18 protein-coding genes are annotated in these 19,588 nt (G+C 50.4%); 6 read left to right on the plus strand and 12 right to left on the minus strand.

The window, feature by feature from the left end; all coding sequences use genetic code 11:
• Nucleotides 1-6: 6 nt before the first annotated feature.
• On the minus strand, nucleotides 7-2,199 hold the full coding sequence (locus CHB92_RS15565; protein ID WP_089320149.1) for a protein-disulfide reductase DsbD family protein: 2,193 nt from the start codon (nucleotides 2,197-2,199) through the stop codon (nucleotides 7-9).
• A gap of 556 nt (nucleotides 2,200-2,755) precedes the next feature.
• Between CHB92_RS15565 and CHB92_RS15570 the strand changes: the two genes are divergently transcribed.
• The 3 genes from CHB92_RS15570 (at nucleotide 2,756) to CHB92_RS15580 (ending at nucleotide 5,059) form a co-directional block, all read left to right on the plus strand.
• Nucleotides 2,756-3,067, plus strand: a complete 312-nt coding sequence (locus CHB92_RS15570) for a hypothetical protein (protein ID WP_089320150.1) — start codon at nucleotides 2,756-2,758, stop codon at nucleotides 3,065-3,067.
• Nucleotides 3,068-3,280: 213 nt separating this feature from the next.
• Nucleotides 3,281-4,594, plus strand: a complete 1,314-nt coding sequence (locus CHB92_RS15575; protein WP_089320151.1) for a hemolysin family protein — start codon at nucleotides 3,281-3,283, stop codon at nucleotides 4,592-4,594.
• A gap of 9 nt (nucleotides 4,595-4,603) precedes the next feature.
• Nucleotides 4,604-5,059 (plus strand): hemerythrin domain-containing protein, encoded by a 456-nt coding sequence (locus tag CHB92_RS15580; protein ID WP_089320152.1) that lies wholly within the window; start codon nucleotides 4,604-4,606, stop codon nucleotides 5,057-5,059.
• On the opposite strand, the gene CHB92_RS15585 is transcribed toward CHB92_RS15580, so the two are convergent.
• Complete coding sequence (locus CHB92_RS15585; protein WP_089320153.1) at nucleotides 5,060-5,578, minus strand: gamma carbonic anhydrase family protein; 519 nt, start codon at nucleotides 5,576-5,578, stop codon at nucleotides 5,060-5,062.
• A 102-nt stretch (nucleotides 5,579-5,680) separates the two neighbouring features.
• Entirely contained in the window at nucleotides 5,681-6,670 is a 990-nt protein-coding gene (locus CHB92_RS15590) for a radical SAM protein (protein WP_089320154.1), read from the minus strand.
• 463 nt (nucleotides 6,671-7,133) lie between these two features.
• Between CHB92_RS15590 and CHB92_RS15595 the strand changes: the two genes are divergently transcribed.
• Both CHB92_RS15595 and CHB92_RS15600 read left to right on the plus strand, forming a co-directional pair.
• On the plus strand, nucleotides 7,134-7,742 hold the full coding sequence (locus CHB92_RS15595; protein WP_089320155.1) for a porin family protein: 609 nt from the start codon (nucleotides 7,134-7,136) through the stop codon (nucleotides 7,740-7,742).
• A gap of 116 nt (nucleotides 7,743-7,858) precedes the next feature.
• Nucleotides 7,859-8,752, plus strand: a complete 894-nt coding sequence (locus tag CHB92_RS15600; RefSeq protein ID WP_089320156.1) for a S66 peptidase family protein — start codon at nucleotides 7,859-7,861, stop codon at nucleotides 8,750-8,752.
• Nucleotides 8,753-8,987: 235 nt separating this feature from the next.
• Here CHB92_RS15600 and CHB92_RS15605 read toward each other — a convergent pair whose 3' ends face one another.
• Nucleotides 8,988-9,209 (minus strand): cold-shock protein, encoded by a 222-nt coding sequence (locus tag CHB92_RS15605; protein ID WP_089320157.1) that lies wholly within the window; start codon nucleotides 9,207-9,209, stop codon nucleotides 8,988-8,990.
• A gap of 413 nt (nucleotides 9,210-9,622) precedes the next feature.
• Complete coding sequence (locus CHB92_RS15610; RefSeq protein WP_089320158.1) at nucleotides 9,623-10,330, minus strand: endonuclease III domain-containing protein; 708 nt, start codon at nucleotides 10,328-10,330, stop codon at nucleotides 9,623-9,625.
• A gap of 236 nt (nucleotides 10,331-10,566) precedes the next feature.
• Between CHB92_RS15610 and CHB92_RS15615 the strand changes: the two genes are divergently transcribed.
• A complete protein-coding gene (locus tag CHB92_RS15615; RefSeq protein ID WP_089320159.1) occupies nucleotides 10,567-11,256 on the plus strand; it encodes an MBL fold metallo-hydrolase in 690 nt (229 codons plus the stop codon).
• Between the two features lie 80 nt (nucleotides 11,257-11,336).
• Here the strand turns inward: CHB92_RS15615 and CHB92_RS15620 are convergent, their stop codons facing one another.
• From CHB92_RS15620 to CHB92_RS15650, 7 genes are all read right to left on the minus strand, one after another.
• Nucleotides 11,337-12,044, minus strand: a complete 708-nt coding sequence (locus tag CHB92_RS15620; protein WP_179223069.1) for an OmpA family protein — start codon at nucleotides 12,042-12,044, stop codon at nucleotides 11,337-11,339.
• A 311-nt stretch (nucleotides 12,045-12,355) separates the two neighbouring features.
• Nucleotides 12,356-13,102, minus strand: a complete 747-nt coding sequence (locus CHB92_RS15625; RefSeq protein WP_245842618.1) for an OmpA family protein — start codon at nucleotides 13,100-13,102, stop codon at nucleotides 12,356-12,358.
• A 233-nt stretch (nucleotides 13,103-13,335) separates the two neighbouring features.
• Complete coding sequence (accD, locus tag CHB92_RS15630; protein WP_179223073.1) at nucleotides 13,336-14,238, minus strand: acetyl-CoA carboxylase, carboxyltransferase subunit beta; 903 nt, start codon at nucleotides 14,236-14,238, stop codon at nucleotides 13,336-13,338.
• 162 nt (nucleotides 14,239-14,400) lie between these two features.
• Entirely contained in the window at nucleotides 14,401-15,459 is a 1,059-nt protein-coding gene (locus tag CHB92_RS15635; RefSeq protein WP_089320162.1) for a class I fructose-bisphosphate aldolase, read from the minus strand.
• A 379-nt stretch (nucleotides 15,460-15,838) separates the two neighbouring features.
• The gene (locus CHB92_RS15640; RefSeq protein WP_089320163.1) at nucleotides 15,839-16,843 is read right to left on the minus strand and encodes a M28 family peptidase; all 1,005 of its coding nucleotides are present in this window, start codon (nucleotides 16,841-16,843) and stop codon (nucleotides 15,839-15,841) included.
• On the minus strand, nucleotides 16,833-18,326 hold the full coding sequence (gene cysS / locus CHB92_RS15645) for a cysteine--tRNA ligase (protein ID WP_089320164.1): 1,494 nt from the start codon (nucleotides 18,324-18,326) through the stop codon (nucleotides 16,833-16,835). Before cysS ends, CHB92_RS15640 begins: the two co-directional genes overlap by 11 nt.
• A 104-nt stretch (nucleotides 18,327-18,430) precedes the next feature.
• Nucleotides 18,431-19,528: an endonuclease/exonuclease/phosphatase family protein gene (locus CHB92_RS15650; protein WP_245842620.1), complete on the minus strand. Its 1,098-nt coding sequence runs from the start codon at nucleotides 19,526-19,528 to the stop codon at nucleotides 18,431-18,433.
• Nucleotides 19,529-19,588 lie beyond the last annotated feature (60 nt).

Below are 19,588 nucleotides of genomic sequence, written 5' to 3' on the forward strand. Positions count from 1 at the left end.
AAGGCCCTATAGTACCTCCTGATCATGTGTTGCTTCGTAAGCAGCAACACCGGCATCCAGGAACTTGACAAAGTTGTCTACATTCAGATCATATGTGATTGGGGTTACCAAGACGTTCTCCTGCGCATCCATGAGCACATAGTAAGGCTGTGCATTCACATTGAACTTTGTGATCTGATAGTCCGCGTACTTTTTACCGAGTGTCGTCTTTTCCTTTCCGTCGTAGCTGCTTGTGTACCACTCGTTTTGTGGCAGTTCCGTTTTATCATCCACATATAGGGCTGCAATCACATAATCCTCACGCAGGCGCTGCAGCACCGCTGGGTCTGACCACACATTGGCTTCCATTTCGCGGCAGTTTACGCAGCCATGGCCTGTAAAATCAATGAAAATAGGCTTGCCTTGCGCAGCCGCGCATTTCTTCGCCTGCTCCAGGTCAAAGTACCCTTGCAAGCCGTGCGGCAGGTGCAGGAAGTCAGCATATTTCGGTGGCTCGCAGAGTTCGTTCGCATCAGCTACTACAGGAGTAACTGCCCCATTCTCACGTGCAATCACATTCAGATCAAAGTCTTGCGTTGTTTGTGGCGGCAGGTAACCCGAAAGTGCCTTCAGCGGGGCCCCGAACAGGCCGGGAACCAGGTATACCACGAAGGCAAAAGTGGCAATAGCCAGCAAAAGGCGTGGCACACTAACGTACTTCAGGTCAGAGTCGTGCGAGAATTTGAGCTTGCCCAGCAGGTAAAAGCCCATCAGGGTAAAAATAACAATCCACAGCGCCAGGAACACTTCCCGGTCCAGTATACCCCAGTGGTACACCTGGTCTGCAATGCTCAGGAACTTAAGCGCCAAAGCCAGCTCGATAAAGCCCAGGACCACCTTTACAGCATTCAGCCAGCCACCGGACTTAGGCAGGCCGCTGAGCCAGGACGGGAACACGGCAAACACCGTAAAGGGCAGGGCAAAGGCCAGCGAAAAACCGAACATGCCCACTACCGGGCGCAGCGTTTCGCCGCCTGCAGAGGCCACCAAGATACTGCCTACAATAGGGCCCGTACAGGAGAAAGAAACAAGGGCAAGCGTAAATGCCATAAAAAACACGCCAATCCAGCCGCCCTTATCTGCCTGGGCATCCACCTTCGTTAACCAGGAGCTTGGCAGGGTGATCTCGAACATGCCGAAAAAGGACATGGCAAACAGCAGGAACACCACAAAAAACAGCACGTTCGGCAACCAGTGTGTACTGATAAAATTAGCGCCATCTGCCCCAAAAAGCTTGGCTACCACGGTACCAATAATGGTGTAAATGGCAATGATGGAAAGACCATAGATCACAGCTTTAAAGATGCCCTGCGCACGACTGGCACTGCTTCCTGTAAAAAAGCTCACCGTCATGGGCACCATCGGGAACACACAAGGGGTAAGCAAGGCCACTAGGCCTGAGCCAAAGGCCACCAGCATGAAGGCCCATAGCCCATCAGCATCAGTTCCGGCAATAGGCTGCGGTACAGCCGAGGCAGAGACAAGGGCTACAGCTGAATCAGCAGTGGCAGCGGTTTTGCTCAACACGGCACTGTCCACCGGAACTGTACCCTTTGTTAGCGCCGGTGCCTCTGTTAGAGCTGCCTGCGCTTCCTCTGTTTCAGCCTTTAACTGTTCCTGGCTGCCCGTAGGTTGCTGAGCTTTCTCTTTTACCGGGGCAGCCCCTGTTACCTTTAGCTGCTTATTTGTGAAGGTAAACGTATCATCGAATGGAATGCAGCGGCCATCTACGTCCGTACACACCTGGTACTCATAGCCCCCTTTTACCAACAGGTCTGGCTGCAATACGCGTATTTTCTGCCGGAACTGGGCTGTTCCGGTGAAATAGGTATACTCCCCTTCCCAGATATCATCGTACTTCTTCTTTGGGTTAACGGGCTTTATGTCGCCCACCAATTCGTAAGAGGGGTGCTTCTGAAACTTGAACTCTGTTACCATAGGCCCCAGGTCCGGGTCAAAGTCTGAGGAGTATAAGTACCAATCCTTATCGATACGCACGTTAAAGAGAAGCTCTACTTCCTCCCCTACTGCCACCTGCTTTTTAGATACGTCGTAGCTCCAGGTAGCGGGCTTCAGTACCTGTGCCTGCCCTGTTGTTAGTGCCACTACAAAGAGCAGCCAGGTAGCAATTAGCTGCTTCAGCAATCTGTGTCTGTTCATGAAATCATTTTCCTTTTAGAGCCAGGCCAGCACTGGCTGCCCCTTGCTCTTTCATATCAGCATTGTACTACAAAAGTATGCATTTTTGATTGGATGCCGTGTCCCTGCCATACTACTCCGGACAGACAACATTCCAGAACGTCTTAATGTTACACAGTCCACCCCAAAAACCATTCCTCCCTTAAAACAACGCTGCCTGGTTAACTCAAACCCGCTGCTTAAAAAGACCTGGAGGATAACCTGTACAAAACGGCCACACGCCCTACCGATAAACTGTACCTGAGCTCATGCGGGCACACTTTGTTCGTTCCGTCCGCCCCTCCAAAGGAAAAACATTATAAAAACAGGGGATAAATATATTCAACAAAAAGCATAATGAAACTATAAGACACAAAGCGCCATCCCCATCCTCATTCCCTGCCTGTTTAAGCGTGTATACCGCCCCTCCGGCAACGTTTACCCAAAGACAGCACAAACTACAGACTAACCGGAATTTAAAAGCCTTTCAGATTGTATATCAAATACAAGAACAAATATTAATAAATCACTACACGGTATGGAGCAGCACTTTAATGACCACATCCAGTTCTCTTTGCGGACAGTTTGCGGCAAAGAGTTCGGGAATGTTTTTAAAGCTATCAAACTAGTGCGGGATGAGAAATATAACTTCCATGTAGTGTACCATACCTTTACCGGAGAGTACATCTACTCCTCCTGCAATCCTTTTCAGGAAGAGTTCGAGGATAATACTTACAAACTGATATCAGAGTCAGAGGCCAGGCGCATATTTCTGCACCGCCTCTCCGAGGATAATGCCCGCGAGTTGTTTCAAACCGCCGAGGCCACCGCTGTGCAGTTGCACTCCTAACCGGTCTTCTTCAGGCCTTCGAAAAGAAAAAGGTACCCCTCCGGGTACCTTTTTCTTTTTATTAATGCATAAAAACCTATATATTAAGATAAAGCTTAGGTTAGCGAGAGCCGCAAAGCTCTTATTTGAGCCGTGCTTAGACATACCCTTATAGCAGATGCACGTATTTTATTTAATTTTACAGCTTGCTGAATTTAACAGCCCGGATCCCCAATGCTTCTAGACATACTGCTGACCATACTTCTTGTCCTCCTAAATGGCTTCTTTGTTGCCGCAGAGTTCGCCATTGTAAAAGTGCGGGCTTCGCAGATAGAGCTACGGGCACAGGCAGGCAGCGCGATGGCCAAGCTCGCGCAGAACATGCTCACCCACCTGGATGCTTACCTGTCGGCCACCCAGCTGGGAATTACGCTGGCCTCGCTGGGCTTGGGTTGGATCGGCGAGAGTGTGGTGGCCCGAATCGTGATCGACGTTATGGAGTTCTTTGGCTTCAGAGGGAGCGAAGAGCTGGCCCACACAATCGCTCTGCCTATATCCTTTGCCATCATTACCGTGCTACACATTGTGTTTGGCGAGCTGGCCCCTAAATCCCTGGCAATACAGCGGTCAGAGTCTACCACCCTGGCTGTTTCTTACCCCCTGCGTTTCTTCTATATCCTGTTCAGCCCTTTTATCTGGTTACTGAATGGCCTGGCTAACCTGGTTCTCCGCTCAATGGGCATACAGCCTGTGCATGGCGCTGAGGTACACACGGCAGAAGAACTGCGCCTCCTGTTTGAGCAAAGCGTGGAAAGCGGTGCCATTCAGGACGCGCACCATGAACTGATCGAGAATGTCTTCCACTTTAACGAGCGCATGGTAAAGCAGATCCTGGTGCCGCGCACAAAAGTAGTAGCTGTGGACGTGAGTATCAGCGAGCAGGAGTTGATGGAGGTGATCTTTAACGAGGGCTACTCCCGCCTGCCTGTTTATAGCGGTAACATCGACAACATAGTGGGTATCCTGTATGTAAAAGACATCCTGAGCATCATACGCCTTGGAGAAGCGATCGCCATAGAGAAACTCATGCGCCCGGCTTATTTTGTACCTGAGACGAAAAAAATCAACCTCCTGTTAAAGCAGTTTCAGCGCCGCCATATGCACATGGCCGTAGCGACGGATGAGTTTGGAGGAGTATCGGGTATTGTTACGATAGAGGATATTATTGAAGAGTTGGTAGGCGAGATACAGGACGAATATGATGAGGAGGTCCCTATCGTGGAGCAGGTCAGTGACTTTGAGTTCAAGGTAAACGGGGCTGCCCCTATCCCTGACGCCAATGATTTCCTGCCCTACCCCCTTCCCGAAGGCGAAGACTATGAAACAGTAGGTGGTCTGATGAACGTGATCTACGGGCAGATTCCGGAGAACCTGAACGAAATTGCCACCTTTAATGAGTACGAAGTGCGCGTGCTGGAGAAATCAGACCGGCGGGTAGAGTGGGTGCTCCTGAAAGTACGGGACGAAATACTGCAGCCTAACGCATAACAGCAGCCTATGAAACGCCATGAAAGCCTTGTTCCTATCTCTCGTCAGCACCATGGAGGCCTGTTAACTTCCCGCCTGTTACAACAGGATGCGCCCCCTTACAAAGGAATGCCAACCACAGCCTCGGGTAAGCGTGATTATGCACTAGCTTTCTGGCAGGAGCACCTGCAGCCGCATTTTGCGTTGGAGGAGGCTACGGTTTTTACCATGGCTACCGCTTTTTCAGAGCACCTGGCAAAACAGGTTGTTAAGTTATGCTCAGAACACAAGCAACTGGAAGGCCTGATGCTGGCATTACCAGAGGTGAAGGAAGAAAACTTGTCGCAAAAGCTCCATGAGATAGGGCAACTCCTGGAACAGCATATCCGGCAGGAAGAGCGCGTGTTCTTTGAGCAACTGCAACAGGAGTTACCGGAAGCCGAGCTACGCTTGTTGCAGGAGCAGGTAGCAGGGCACCTGGGCTAATCAGTCCCTTCCCGTAAACCAACCACTGTACATCACATAGTTGTTAGCTACTTTCTCCAGGCCTTCTACCTGCTCCTGGCTCAGCTGTTTTACCTTCCTGGCCGGGATACCCGCATAAATCCAGCCCGATTCGCACAAGGTATTCTCCAACACGATGGCCCCTGCCGCCACAATACAGTTTTTCTGCACACGGGCATTGTCCATCACAATAGCCCCCATCCCGATCAGCACGTTATCCTCCACCGTACAGCCGTGCACGATGGCTCTGTGCCCGATGGATACATTGTTTCCGATAGTTGTAGCTGCTTTCTGATAGGTACAGTGAATCACAGCCCCATCCTGGATGTTTGACTTATCCCCAATACGGATGCTGTTCACGTCGCCCCGAATCACGGCGTTAAACCATATCGAGCACTCACTGCCCAACACCACATCGCCTACAATGGTAGCGTTGTCGGCTATAAAACATCCCTCGCCCATCTGGGGCCTTATACCTTTAACAGGAAGTATTACTGGCATCTCTTTTAATTTTGATTGACTGAATTTTGAATAATTGGTCATCACTCCGCGTGAAGTACACGAACTTGTGTACCTAAACCAAGCCCTGGACTGGTCCCTTCACTACTTGCTAAAGGGAAGCAGGCGTTTCCAGGTACCCTTCATGTAATTGTACTTAAGGGTACTCGGCAGTGCTTTCCAGAAGTATTTGTTCACCTCCACGGCAAAACTGGGCTGCATGTAGCAATTAATCGTACAGCCCTCACAGGCGGGCAGCCGCCCCTCCTGCCGCTTTAACTCAGCTACCTCCTGGCTCCTGTACAGCGCAAGCAAGTTCCCTTTAATAGGAAAGCGCTTGGTCCCTAAATGATAACAGGGCAACACCAGTTCATTCTCCGGCGATATAACCAGTGTCGTACTCGCCGCCTTACAAACAGGCTTCTCCACATGGTTGCCCCCGTCGCGTCGCAATTCCACAAAGCCCTCGTTGAGGTACACTTGCGGGCGCCGGCCAAAGGCTGCCAGGTAATCCAACTCCTCAGGGGTCAGGTTTTCGCCAGTCTCCACCTCGTTGTACTCGAAGGCAGGGTTTATAATGAGCAACAGCTTATTCGGCAGGATGATTTTCTGGTACACCTCCTCCAACTGGTGCAGGTTCTTCCGGAACACGGTAAACAGGATGTCTGGCCGCTCCCGCAACTCCTTGGCTACCTCTATAGACTTCATCACTAAGTCATAGCAAGGTACCCCACGGCCGGTGTCGTGTTCCTCCCTGTCAGCAGAGTCCAGCGAAAAATGCAGCATGTCTACTTTTCCCTTCAGCCGCTCTGCCAGCTTAGGATAGAGCATGCCGTTGGTGGTAAGCGTGGTAATAAACCCCATGTCATGCGCCATACCCAGCATGGCGTCTATCTGCCGGTGCAACAGCGGCTCTCCGCCTGTGAAATCTATCACCTGTACCCCCAAGCGTTTCAGATCCCGCAGGTTCTGCGCCACATCCTCTAACGTAATGTAAGGCGACGGTTTCTCCCAAATATCGCAGAACGAGCACTTGGCATTGCAGCGGTAGGTAACATAGTAGTTGCAAAGCACAGGTCTGGAGGTAAGGCGCATAGTAGGGAGCATGTAACATCAAAATTAGGAATTATGTACGGGAAGCAAAGCGAAATGTCGGCCTGGCTCCCAGGCAGGACGTGTAACAGCACCTAAAAGCACAAGCCCCCTCCCCCTTGTTCTGGTGCTTTAAACTAAAAAACGTCTGCCCAACCTAATAAAAAGGAGTTTGTCTACGCTTTTAAGGATGTTATGAAGAAAACCTGGGGCTTCGTCTAAAATAGCTTTCAGAGTTCGCTGAAAGCATTACTTTTGCACCGCTCTGTTAAAGCAGGGCTAGAGTAAAGGTATAACTTGTTTAAGGTGAGATGTAAGTAAGTTACCGTTCCTATTATTCTATCTACTACCAAACGCAGAAGCCGCACCTCGTGTGGCTTCTGCTGTTTTAGCTATACTAACGTGCAAAGCTGTCCGTTATGCGTAAGCAATAGCTTGGGTGTGAAAACAAAACTGTAGGAAGACTATGAAAACGTTGATGATCGTGGCAGCAATTGTGCTGTCGACAGGTGTGGCTGCCAAGGCCCAGTTTTTTCAGGCCGGTGTTAAGGCTGGCCTTAGTACAACGAACGTTAAGGTAAGCGAAGTCCGCAACAATCCTTTACAGTATAAAAACCCGGAGAATGTGACCGGTTACCATGCCGGCTTCTTTGCCCGCTTACAGGTTGCCGGTATCTTTGTGCAGCCAGAGGCTCTCTTTACCTCTACAGGAGGCACCATAGAAGTGACTGACAACTTTAACATCCAGAATGTGCAGGTAGAGGAGTTTGAGTTCGACCGGCTGGATGTACCTATCATGGTAGGGTATAACTTCTTTAAGGTACTGCGTGTGCAGGCCGGCCCTGTTATCTCCCAGCTCATAAGCGCCGAACAGGAAAATCAGGACATAGAAGAGTTTCTAAACAACTCCGATTGGGGCTACCAGGCGGGCATAGGGATTGATGTGTGGAATCTGACTGCCGACGTGCGCTACGAACGCATAAACCGTGACTATACAAACACCCCGCAGCAGAGTGGCATGAAACTGCAAAACGACCAGTTTGTCGTGAGCCTTGGCTATAAGCTGATTAAATAGGCGGGGAGTTGCCGCAAACAAGGTGTGTTTACCCTAATTCCGGACCAGTCCTGGTGGGTGGTTTCGCAAATATGGCGTAAAAGCCATATCTTAGCCGATAGTCAAAGTCTAAAAGCATGATCCCTGCCCTTCGTCCCGGTGATAAAATCGCCATTGTTGCCACTGCCCGAAAAATTACCCTTCCTGAGATAGAATTAGCTATCCGGACCTTCAAGGACTGGGGACTGCAGGTAATATTAGGAGAGAGCATCGGGGCCAGCTACAATTACTTTGCCGGGAATGATGCCTTGCGCCTGCAGGACCTGCAGCAGATGCTGGATAATGACAGCATCAAGGCCATTATCTGCGCCCGTGGTGGTTATGGCACAACCCGCATCATTGACCAGGTAGACTTTACTATATTTCAGCAACACCCCAAATGGCTGGTAGGCTTTAGTGATGTAACCGCACTGCACAGCCACATTCACAACCTGGGCTTAGAGAGCATACATGCTATTATGCCGCTACTCTTCCCCAAAGAAGGCACTGCAGATTCGATCGAAACGCTGCGCCGTGTACTGTTTGGAGAAGATGTGGTTTATACGGCCGCTCCACATGCCTTTAACCGCACAGGAACAGCCATTGGACAGTTGGTAGGTGGCAACCTATCCATGCTACACACCCTTACAGGCACCCGCTCCGACATTAGCACAGAGGGCAAAATCCTGTTTCTCGAAGACTTGTGTGAATACCTGTACCATGTGGACCGCATGATGGTACACATGGACCGCAGCGGTAAACTGGAAAACCTGGCAGGCCTTGTGATCGGCGATATGAGTGATATGAATGATACCCCCGTTCCTTTTGGTAAAACCGCTTACGAGATCATATTAGAGCACACAGGCAAATACAACTATCCTGTTGCCTATGGGTTCCCGGTTGGGCACGAGCCACTGAACCTGGCATTAATTTGCGGCAGGGAAACAGCACTGGCTGTAAGTGAGAGCGGAGTGCAGTTAACCTATTGCTAAAAAAGCTTTAAACGCGAGCGCTTTTTCTTTTAAGGCGTTCAGAGGGGTTAGTTACCTGTTACACCAGCATCTTCCCTGACTACTGCCCCTATAAAAACAAAAAGCCACATTACTGCGGCAGGTAAAAGTTTTACTAACAAAAAGAAGAACAGTAAAGGCTTTAGTATCCGAGCACTTCCGTCACCGGGGCTTTTCAGAAGGCCACGGCGATGGAAATGCTCGGGCTTCTCTGGGTCTATGAATTCTCCTCCTCATCTTCTGACGATTCTTTCTTTCGTTCTTCAGGCGGAGTATCTGTAATGTTCCCGAATTCATCCACATAAGCTATCATCTCAGCCAGGCTTCCTCCCGTAGAGTTTTCCTGACGCTCTAACTTACGCTCCAGTTTTGCTTCTTTCTTTTTCGCTTTCTTCTTCTCGCGTTGCTTCTTCATGAACGTGTTCTGCGATCTACCCATAGTTAGTTTGTTTAAGTGATACATTTGCCCCGGTCTTGGCTTACTTATGATATCTTAACCTGAAAAGGAAAAGGGCATAAGGCAGGGGCTTACAATTGATATATAGCACCAGGATGACAGTCATCCTGGCTAAGGCGGTCAAGGGCTGTAACGGCAAGTGTACTGGGCACTGGAGGCTGTTACGCAAACCTTCTCCGCTGCATTCCTGATGTGTAAAGCCGGTTTGACTTTTCAGACACCCTTAAGGTTTTGCAAAAACTGTACCTCCCTTAAGGGTAATTGGAAAAAAATAAGGCCCGATTAACGGCGAAGCGAAATTACGGGATCAAGTATTGACTGTTTCCACTACGAAGATAGGAATTTTTACGCTTCAATCCAATTCCCGGTCAGTACTGTAGCCCCTCAGTAGGCCTTCAGGCTACCTTATCGATGCCCTCTTCCCGCACATCATGGTAATAATTACAAATGCTGTTAAGTACACATTTTTCACATTTGGGACTGCGCCATGTACAGATCCTTTGGCCATGCCACAGTAAGTGTATGTGAAAGTTGTACAATTCCACAGGATCTTTTGGTAGCAGCTGCAGAAGTACCTCATGGGCTTTATTGGGTGTTACCTTGGCCCCGATAAGCCCCACCCGTTGGCTTACCCTGTGCACGTGCGTGTCCACCGGAAGGATGGGCTTCTTAAAGTTAAAGAGCAGCAGCAAGGAAGCCGTTTTCAGCCCGACACCTGGCAGGCTTGTCAGCCACTCCATTGCTTCCTCCACAGGCATTTCCTCTAAAAAGTCGATGCTTATCTCCCCTCTTTTATCCTTTATAATTTTCAGTGTCTCCTGAATTTGCGGTGCTTTCTGCCCCGGGTAGCGGGTAGTAGCAATTGCATCGGCTAACTCCTCAAACGGTGCCTGCATCACCCCTTCCCAGTCGCCGAAGCGCTCCAGCATGGTATAGTAGGCCTTTTCTTCATCTTTGTGGTTTGTCCGGTGCGAGAGCATAGTGGAGATAAGCTCATGCATAGGGTCGCGGCGGTTCTTCAACTCCAGCCGCTTGTAGGCCTCGTTTAGCATGTCATGTGTCAGCAGCGTCTTTTCCTCGACAGGCAGTTCTTTTGCATCCATAAGCAGGTGTTTCGGTGGGTTCTATCTGTACGGCCTTCCTCCTGCATCTGTTAGCCAAGTTCCTTTAGAGAGGCTAACTTTTTGAATGGCAATAGCTTTCAAAGTGCTGTTATCAGTATGGCTGACAGCGGGCGCAGCGGCATAAATATAATTATACACACAACTATTTTAACCACGAATCGATATATGTGTTAATCTAACCTTAACATCCGGTGTTTGCACACTGGTATATGCGTATGCGAATTAAGTTTTTAGGAACAGGTGGCGCCTTCGACACAGACTACCTGAACTCTGCTGCTCTTTTGGAGTTCCGGGGCATAACCCTCCTGATAGACTGTGGATTTACTGTTTTCCCGACACTAGTGAGCAAGAACCTGGTGCAGAAGGTAGACCATGTTATCTTAACACACCTGCACAATGACCACTGCGGTAGCCTGGCTACTTTTCTGCTCTACAAAAGCATTGTGGAAAAAAGCAAAAAGCCTGTTATCCTCTATCCGTCGGAACAGTTTAAGCAACAATTAACTTCCTTCCTGAGAATACAGCTGAAAGAACCTGAAAAATATGCCGAATTCGTGCCCCTGGATCAGTTTGAGGGAGTCATTGCTGTAGATACCTATGGCCAGCACTCCGAGGGCCTGCAAACGTACTCTTACATTTTTGATAACGATTCCCGTATCGTCTATTCCGGCGATTTGGGTAAACCCGATGTCCTCTTTGAGAAACTAGAACGCCTGCCAGCAAAGGAGACCTGCGTTTTTCATGATATTACCTTTAACCCGGAAAATACCGGCCACACCTATTACAAGAAGCTGTTACCGTATTTGAACGGCAAGGAAATGTACGGCTACCATTGCGACCCGACACAAAGCCCTCCCGATAACCCCATTCGTCTGGTTTTCTTTCAGCCACACTTGATGGCTTAAAAGTTAGAGTTTAGCGGCTATGCACAAAAAAGCCGGCCGCACAAAGGCACGGCCGGCTTGTAAAACGCTTTGATCTGAAATTATAGTTCGCCTCGCTCTGCGGCTCTTTTCATTTTCTCATTGGCAAAGATCGCAATCTCCACCCGGCGGTTCTGAGCACGGCCTGCCGCTGTCGTGTTATCAGCCACTGGCTGGTCGAAGGAGTAGCCTTGGGTTTGCAGGCGGCTACGGTCTACACCCAAAGAGGCCGCATAATCGGCTACCGCCTGTGCCCGACGCTCTGACAGGCGCTGGTTATACTCCCGGGTACCCGTGTTATCTGTATGGCCCTCTATCAGGATGTTCGTGTCCGGGTACTTTTTCAGTGTCTCGGCAAGCTCCGCAATCTCGGTGCGGGCCTTGGGCTGCAGTTCAGCAGAGTTCGTTTCAAACAGGATGCCTGAATCAAAGGTAAGCTTGATACCTTCGCCAACGCGCTCTACCTCAGCATTCTCCAGGTCTCGCTCCAGCTCCTCTGCCTGCTTGTCCATTTGCCGCCCGATAATTGCTCCAGTGGCCCCCCCCACGGCAGCACCGATAATAGCACCGGCAGCAGTATTACCGGCCACTCTACCTACTACACCGCCGACCACAGCACCGGAGCCGGCACCAATGATACCGCCTTTAGCTGTTTTGCTCATGCCACGGTCATCATCTGTGCTGTCTGCGCCTACCTGGCTCGTATTGCAGGAACTTAGCAGTACGGCGAGTATAGCAAAAATTGATAAAAAGTTTCTCAGGTTCTTCATAGTTCTCATCTTTAGTCCAAATCAGGCCTTTTAATCCAGTGGCCCATACTTCTACTTAAGTTTTTAAGCATTCCATTTGTACCATACGAGCTCCTGTTACTTTACTGGTTTGAGGCAACAGGCACTGGCTTTCAGCACCTCGTATGACACCTTTTATCCTTAAACGCACCAGTATTTACCGGGTTTTTAATGCAAGATGCCTTTATAACTTCTCTTGATATGTTACAAACGGGAGCACATTAGCCACCAAAAAACAATGCCTGCCAACTTACGCTGGCAGGCATTGTTTTTTGGTTAGGTTATGCAGTAGCTTATCTTACCTGGCCGCTCTCTGCGGCTTCCTTCAGTTCTTCGTTTGCAACGATAATGATCTCTACGCGGCGGTTCTGTGCGCGGCCTTCTGCTGTCGTGTTGTCGGCAATTGGCTGATCATAGCTATAGCCTTTTGCCTGCAAACGCGATCCGTCTACGCCAAGGCTACGGGCGTAAGCAGCCACAGCTTCGGCACGACGCTCAGAAAGACGCTTGTTTAACTCATAAGAGCCGGTGTTATCGGTGTGCCCTTCTATAATCACATCGGTCCCCTGGTACTCTTGCAGGGTCTTAGCCAGCTTCTCGATGTCACGCTTCGCACCGGCGCTCAGTTCGGCAGAGTTGATGTTAAACAGGATGCCAGAATCAAAGTTAACGCGGATAGCCTCACCTACACGCTCTACTTTGGCGCTTTCCATGCTGCGCTCCAACTCTTCGGCCTGCTTGTCCATGCGACGACCGATTACGGCACCCGTAGCACCACCTACGGCAGCACCAACAATAGCACCGGCAGCAGTATTGCCCAGCCTGTTACCAATCAGGCCACCGATCACGGCGCCACCGCCAGCCCCGATCAGACCGCCTTTGGTTGTTTTGTTCATTCCCTGTTTATCGCCTTCCGCTGTTTTCGCCTGTGTTGTTCTCTCTGTATTACCTGAGCCAGCCAGTGGAGCTGTCGACTGGCAAGAGCTGAAAAGCATAGTAGCGGCTAACAGGGAGCTTAAGGAGAGTTTTAAAAATTTCATGGTCTTGTGTGTAAAGTTCTTACAAATACTAATTAGGGTTCTTGTTTTTACTTCTGCATGGGTTTCCATACTTACTACTACAAACGCAACTCCTGTGCCAGAATTATTGCCGACCCTCAGTATATTTTATATAGTGTATATTACCTTAAGTATGAAGCACTTCTAAACAGCGAGGCCTGTCTCCGTGCACAGAGACAGGCCTCGCTGTTAGTATAAAGCTTACAGGGATTGCGTTAGGATACCTTCTCTGTCGTTTTACGTACTTGTTTCTTGTTGCCATTCTCTTCCTCAGTGGGCATCACCATAGCGAGCAAGTCCGTTAAGCGCTGCTTCAGCTCCTTGCGGTCTACAATAAAGTCTAGGAAGCCGTGCTCCAGTACAAACTCCGCGCTCTGGAAGCCTTTCGGCAAGTCCCTGCCAATTGTCTCTTTGATCACACGAGGACCGGCAAAGCCAATTAATGCCCCTGGCTCCGCAATGTTAAAGTCGCCGAGCATGGCAAAGGAGGCGGTTACTCCACCTGTGGTAGGATCAGTGAGCAGTGATATGTAAGGCAGTCCTTCCTCTGAAAGCAGGGCTAGCTTGGCAGATGTCTTTGCCATCTGCATTAAAGAGAAGCCGGCTTCCATCATACGCGCACCGCCTGACTTTGAGATCATCAGGAAAGGAGTGCGTGTCTTCCGGGCATGGTCTATGGCACGGGCAATTTTCTCACCTACCACAGAACCCATCGAGCCACCGATAAAAGCAAAGTCCATACAGGCGATGGTAATCTCCTGGCCGTTTATTTTACCATAAGCTGTTCGCACAGCATCCTTAAGGCCTGTGTTCTTTTGGGTAGCGGCAATGCGCTGTGGGTAAGGCTTGGTATCCACAAAGTTAAGCGGGTCGCCTGAGGTCAGGTTTTCGTCCAGCTCCGTAAACTTGTTGTTATCAAACAGGATGGCAAAATACTCCTTAGACCCGATACGATCATGGTAATCGCACTTCACACAGGTATTCAGGTTCTTGCGATGCTCTGCCATGCTGGTCACGGTTTTGCACTCCGGACATTTATACCATAACCCGTCCGGCGTCTCTTTCTTCTCCTCTGTGGGTGTATGAATTCCTTTATCTACTCTTTTAAACCAAGGCATCATAGTCAAAAGCGTGCTTACCGCACTTTAAATATATAGGTGTTTTACTTTACCAGGTAACGAATGACACAAAAACTGTGGCCGGCCTTCTCCTGCTTCAAAGGAAGCATAAGAAAAAGGTCGGCCACAAAAGTATGTAATAATCAGGAGTTCTGCTACAAATTACGCGAGTGTAATCTCTTGCGCCAAATAAACGTCCTGTACAGCATTCAACAATTCTACCCCTTCCTTAAACTCCCGCTGGAATGCTTTTCGCCCCAGAATCAGCCCCATGCCCCCGGCACGTTTGTTAATAACCGCCGTCCGTACCGACTCCTGCAAATCAGACTCCCCTTTCGACTCGCCTCCGGAGTTAATCAAACCGGCACGCCCCATATAGCAGTTCGCCACCTGGTAACGGCACAGGTCTATGGGGTTATCGCTGCTTAGCTCCGTGTACATCCGCTTATCAGACTTCGAAAAACCAATGGTCGTAAAGCCTCCGTTGTTCGTGGGTAGCTTTTGTTTGATGATGTCTGCCTGAATGGTTACGCCAACGTGGTTCGCCTGTCCTGTGATATCAGCGGCCGTATGGTAATCCACCCCGTCCTTTTTGAAGGCGTTGTTACGGGTATAGCACCACAGAATGGTGGCCATCCCCAGCTGATGTGCCCGTTCAAAAGCCTCCGACACTTCTATGATCTGGCGGGATGACTCCTCTGAACCGAAATAAATGGTAGCCCCCACTGCGGTAGCCCCCAGGTTCCAGGCTTCCTCCACCGACCCAAACATGATCTGATTGTACTTGGTCGGGTAGGTGAGCAGCTCATTATGGTTAATCTTAACAATGAAAGGTATTTTGTGCGCATACTTCCGCGACATCATCGCCAAGTTTCCAAAAGTGGTTGCCACACCATTACAACCGGCTTCTACTGCTAGCTTCATGATACTTTCGGGGTCAAAGTAGATGGGGTTAGGGGCAAAGGAGGCACCAGCCGTGTGCTCAAGGCCCTGGTCAATTGGCAGAATGGAGATATAACCAGAGCCGCCCAAGCGCCCGTGGTTAAAAAGCTGCTGCAGGCTGCGCAGCACCTGCGGGCTCCGGTTCGTCTGAACAAAGATCCTGTCGACAAAATCAGGACCAGGTACATGCAGTTGCTCTTTTGGGATGGTCTTGCTCTGGTACTGCAACAGACTCTCGGCATCAGCCCCAAGTAAAGAAACAATATCATCGTACGTCATCGGCTTTGCATTTAAGGTAGACATCTCAGGAACAATTTGGACACAGCAAAGGGGAACATGCCCGGAAGATAAGGGCGTGGAGGGCTATCGCCCTCCACTATCCGTTTTATAGCTTGGTTGGCACCAATAGGCATGGCTATGTATGTTATAGCTGCACTCCTATACTTACGCCTTTAGAAAAGGTTGCTTAATAATAAGCCAGTGCGTTCTACCATTTAGGCAAGCTACAACAAAGGACAGGGACGAACTGTAGAGCCTTGCTCGTTCTCAACTTTCGATCCCTGCAGTGCCTGGAAACCATCTTGTCACTCCAACAAAACATATGAAAAAAAAGCGAGGGCATCCTGTTGAAGGATGCCCTCGCTTTGCCGAAGTCCTGTTACTCATGATAAAGTACCTGGAGTACGGTCTGGCCCACGGCTTTTAGCGTGTTGCGGCTTATAATAGCCATGTTGTCCTTATGGCGGTGATGATAAGGGCCAAAAGAATCTCCATTTCTCGCCTTCGTGTTATACTCCACAATATCAATCATGGGAATACCGCCCCACTTGTTCACATAGTAGTGGTCATCTGTGATAGCGGGCGCTCGAAGGCGCTTAAAGTAATCGGCAAAACCGGCCTCCTTTCCAGCTTTCCACACTTTGTTTACAACCTGCCTGGCATACTGCATAGAGTAGCCTTCGCGGGCAAAGCGGGCGTTCGCCGCCCCTACCATGTCCAGTAAGATGCCGTACTCCGCCTGGTAGTCCGGAACATGTTTATTCTTGCTCCAGTGCTGTGAGCCAAGGGCCCAGGTATGCTCTTTGTAAGGCAACTCACTATTAGCAGGCTGACCGTAGTCCTCGCCGTCAAAAAACATGAGGTCTATGCCTATCCCCGGCTTTGGGTTTGCCTCGTGTAGTACCCTGGCAATCTCCAGCAGCACTCCCACGCCACTGCCCCCATCGTTGGCACCGGCAATGGGGACATCAGGGGATACCTCGTCTTTATCGGCAAAAGGGCGTGTGTCCCAATGGGCTGCCAGCATTACCCGGTGGGTAGCTGCTGGGTTATAGGAGGCGATAATGTTGCGCAGGTTAAGCTCCGTGCCATCAAAAGCAGCCATCCGGAACCGCTGTTCCTGCACCTTGCCCCCGTAAGACGTCAGTTTGCTTGCGATCCAATCACCGGTAGCTTTGTGGGCTACGGTGTTAGGCACGCGAGGGCCAAAAGCTACCTGCCTGGCCACAAAAGCGTAAGCGGAGTCAGCATTGAAAGCGGGCACTGCTACGCCTGAAAGTTGCTCCTCTGCCTGTTTAGCTTCTCTTGTCTGCAGGGATGTACAGCTGTAACAGGTAACCAAAGCCACCAATAGCAGCGCCAACGCTCCAGGCTTATTCCTCATAGGCCCAGTCCACGCCTGTCTTCAGGTCTTTTATCACGATCCCCTGCCGCTTTAAGCCGGCCCGGATAGCATCCACTTTATCGTAGTCTTTGGCTTCTTTGGCCTCCTTGTAGAAAGCCAGCACCATGCCCAGCATCTCATCTCTGTTTCCGGTCTCCTCCTCTTCCAGGCCCAGCACATTCAGCACCAGTTCCTGGTAGGTATTGCGGACGGTGTCAAAGGTACCTCTCGACACCGTTTCGATCTTCAGCTGGCCCAGGTAGAGGCTGTTAATTTTCTTCAGCAGGTTAAAGAGCGAAGCAATGGTACGAGCCGTGTTCAGGTCGTCGTTCATGCCCCGGTAGCAGTCCTCTGCCAGTTTCAGCAAATCCTCGTTCAGCTTCTGATCCGGCTCCGCGATGCCCTCTTCTGGGTACTTCAGTTTCTTCAGCACGTTCAGCCCGTTCATCAGCTTGGTATAGCCTTTCCGGGCCGCCTGCAGTGCCTCGTTACTAAAATCGAGGGTACTGCGGTAATGTGCCTGCAGGATAAAGAAACGGATGGTCATCGGGCTATAAGCCTGCTCCAGCATGTCATGCTTTCCGCTGAACAATTCGCTCAGGTTGATGAAGTTGCCCAAGGACTTGCCCATTTTCTGGCCATTCACCGTGATCATGTTATTGTGCACCCAGTAGCGGGGGCCGTCACTGTGGTTGCAGCTGGCCTGGTTCTGCGCGATCTCGCACTCATGGTGCGGGAACATCAGGTCGAGGCCGCCGCCATGTATGTCAAAGGTATCGCCCAGGTACTTGCGGCTCATGGCAGAGCACTCGAGGTGCCAACCGGGAAAGCCGTCGCTCCAGGGCGAAGGCCAGCGCATGATGTGCGTGACCGAGGCTTTTTTCCAAAGGGCAAAGTCAAACGGAGAGCGCTTCTCCTCCTGCCCGTCCAGGGTGCGGGTGTTGCCAAGCAGGTCTTCTATGTTCCGCCCGGAAAGCTTTCCGTAGTTGTGGTTCTTGTTGTAGGCTTCCACGTTAAAGTACACAGAACCATTCACCTCATACGCCAAACCATTGTCCAGTATCTCCTGTGTCATCTGGATCTGCTCTATGATGTGGCCGGAGGCGCGCGGCTCGATGTCCGGCGGCAGCACATTCAGCTTTTCCATCTCCACATGGTAGATGTTCGTATAGTGCTGCACTACCTCCATCGGCTCCAGGTGCTCCAGCTTGGCTCTTTTCTGAATTTTGTCCTCTCCCTCATCCGCATCGTTCTCCAGGTGGCCCACATCAGTGATGTTGCGCACGTAGCGCACTTTATAACCCTGGTACTTCAGGTAGCGGTACAGTACGTCAAAGGTAACGGCACTGCGGGCATGGCCCAGGTGCGGCTCACCGTATACAGTTGGCCCGCACACATACATCCCCACAAAGGGAGCGTGGAGTGGCTCAAAGGCTTCTTTCTTTCGCGTCAGCGTATTGTACAGGTTCAGTTTCTGTTGCATGGTTTCTTAAGTAAAAACACCTCCCGGTGTCGCACTCGCTATGTTCAGCAGCTCTGTTTAACCGGCTAAATTTGTTCAAAACTAAACATATTGCCTCCTTTCTCCTAACGATCCGCCGCTACCTTTGGCTCCAGTACATAGGTAGCTGAAACAGGGAAGTGATCGGAGAGGCCCATCTCGTAGTGCGTTTCATAATCGATGGCCTCCAGCCCTTCGCTATAAAACTGGTTGTCGATGCGCAGGAAAGGAATAGGTCCATTATAGGTTGCGCCCACACCGGATCCTGCCTCTACAAAGGCATTCTCCAGTTCTCTTGCGAGCTGGTCATACGTATAGCTAAAAGGAATATCATTAAAATCGCCGCAAACAATAACCGGATAAGGCGATTCCCGGATGTGCTCCAGCAACAACTGCACCTGCAGCGTCCGGGCTATGAATCCGCGCTTCAGGCGTCGGGCCAGGTTAAGCCCCTCCTTTTTAAAGCTCTCCTCGTCGCCGATGGCCGTGTACGTGTTTTCAATGTCCTCCGAGCGGATGCTCATGGATTGCAGATGCACGCCGTACACCCGAACCGTGTCGCCTTGCACGTCTATGTCTGCCCAGGCAACCCGGTTTGTCGTGTACTTCTGGGTGTTCGGGAAATAAATGGTGCTGCCCCGGATAATAGGGTACTTCGAGAAAATAGCGATACCGTACTCTGCCTTTACGCGGCCGGTTTCGTAGGTAGAGGTAAACTTATACTTATCATACCGGGTCCCTATCCGGTTTAAGTTATTAAACTCATTAGAGTTAACATAGCTGTAGAATTCCTGCAGGCAAAACACATCCGCCGGGTGCGTCGCCACCCAGTCCACCATTTCGTCAGATATCTGGGGTACCCCTTTTACCCGTTTGTCGTAGGCGTTAAAAACGTGTGTGTTAAAGCTTAGCACCTGCAGTGTCTTCGCCCCCTGAGGCACCTCCCGCACCAGGTTTACGGCAACCAAGCGGCTATAGTAACTCCAGCCCAGCAGGAAGGTGGCAAGCGGCAGCACCACCAACCAGGAGCGACGCATAGCCCAGTAGAGGAGAAACAGGAAATTCAGCACCAGCGCGCCGGGCAGGGAGAAGGCCACAAAGGCAGCAGGCCAGAACTCATCTGGCGGCACCTGCAAGCACAACACCCCTGCTAGCAGCCACAGTACTACGACTATGTTGAGCAAAAGCCATAAGCGCCGCCTTATTTTTTTAAACGTACCTGCCATAGGAGCAAACTTACGAAT

Source organism: Pontibacter ummariensis, from assembly GCF_900188175.1.
In the GTDB taxonomy this organism is placed as follows: Bacteria; Bacteroidota; Bacteroidia; order Cytophagales; family Hymenobacteraceae; genus Pontibacter; species Pontibacter ummariensis.